Annotated in this window: 2 pseudogenes; both read right to left on the bottom strand. The window is 65.9% G+C overall.

From position 1 onward, the window contains the following. Positions 1–98: 98 nt before the first annotated feature. Positions 99–1,136: pseudogene (locus O9280_RS15160) on the bottom strand (site-specific integrase); the annotation flags it as partial. Positions 1,137–1,163: 27 nt separating this feature from the next. Then, positions 1,164–1,348: pseudogene (locus tag O9280_RS15155) on the bottom strand (IS630 family transposase); the annotation flags it as partial.

The following is a 1,348-nucleotide window of genomic DNA, read 5'->3' as shown; positions in this document are numbered from 1 at the left end:
AGAAAAACTCTAGCCGCGACAACCACTTGCAAAACTGGCTCTCGCGGACCGCTTGTGCTTTCGGTGCAGATTGACACGCTTCGACCTGCCCCGGACGATCACGACGCCGGCGCCTCGAACGCCCCACCGATCTGCTTCGCCCGGCGAAGATCGTCCGAGTGCAGATACATGGATGTCGTCGACAACGACGCGTGCCGCAGGTTGTCTCGCACCGTCGTCAGTTCGGCCCCGCGCTGAAGCGCGTGGGTCGCATGCGTGTGGCGCATCCAGTGAGGCGTAGCCCGCCGCAGCTTCTCGGCAAGCGCGGGATTCGTATCGGCCAGGACATCGGCTGTCGTGGCGAAAAACCTCTTCACGATCGCCCACAGACGCTTGGACGTGATCCCGGCCTCGCCATCGAGGCTGCCAAGCACCGGCGTGGCGGGGTTCCACTTCGCTGGCGTCACGGGGAGGCCCCGCTGAGCCAGGTGCCGGTCCAGAACACCACGCGCCAGCCCTGGCAGTACCACCTTACCGGCCTTGCTGCCTTTGCCGACCACGTGCAGCCAGGTATCGCCGTGCGCGTCGACCTCGATCGATCCAAGCGTGGCGTGCACCAGTTCGCCAGCACGCAGCCCCGTGCTGTAGCTGAAGTCGATCAGGAAGCGAAGTCTGTGGGCGGCGCCCGGCTGCCAACCGTACGTCCACTCCAGCCCCTCGGCGACCGTCCTCACAAGCTTCCACTCACCCTCGGAGAATGATCTCGTCGTGTCCAGGGTCGCCTGCCTGACGCCACGCACTTTGATGCCCGCGAACGGATTGGCCAGCACGTACCGCTGCTCGATCAGCCACCGGAACATCGAGCTCAGCACAGACAGCGAGTAGGCCCTCGAGCGCGTGGAGAGGCCCCCTGCGAACGGCCGCCACTCGGCGGAGGTGCGCGGCGCCGCCGGCCCCACCCAACGCCCTCTCGGTGAGGGCTGCCGCAAGAAGGCTCGATACGCCACGGCATCCTCGGTGGCCAACGAGGACAGCGCCACCCCGCGCTCGACAATGGCCCACAAAATCAGCCGCTCGGCTTCCTTGCGGTAGGCCCGCTGCGTGGCGGCAGCTTCGTGCAGCGACAGCCAAGCCTGGACCGCCGCGTAGTCGTTGCTAGTGTAGTGCGCGCTCCTGTTGTGTACTTATCGCCAAGCTACTCCCATCGCCGCCTTAGCCCTGGTCACCGTTGCCAGGATGTCCGAGGCGCTGGCCGTCCAGATGAACGGCTTCGGATCGGCGTTGTGCTTGGCGACGTACAGGTCGATGGCCAGTTCGAGCTCGGGCACGCTGGTGAAGCTGTCGCGGCGGATGCGCTTGTCGGTGATGT

This window comes from Silanimonas sp., from assembly GCF_027531545.1.
Lineage (GTDB): Bacteria > Pseudomonadota > Gammaproteobacteria > Xanthomonadales > Xanthomonadaceae > Silanimonas.
This window is presented reverse-complemented; position numbering and strand designations above follow the sequence as displayed.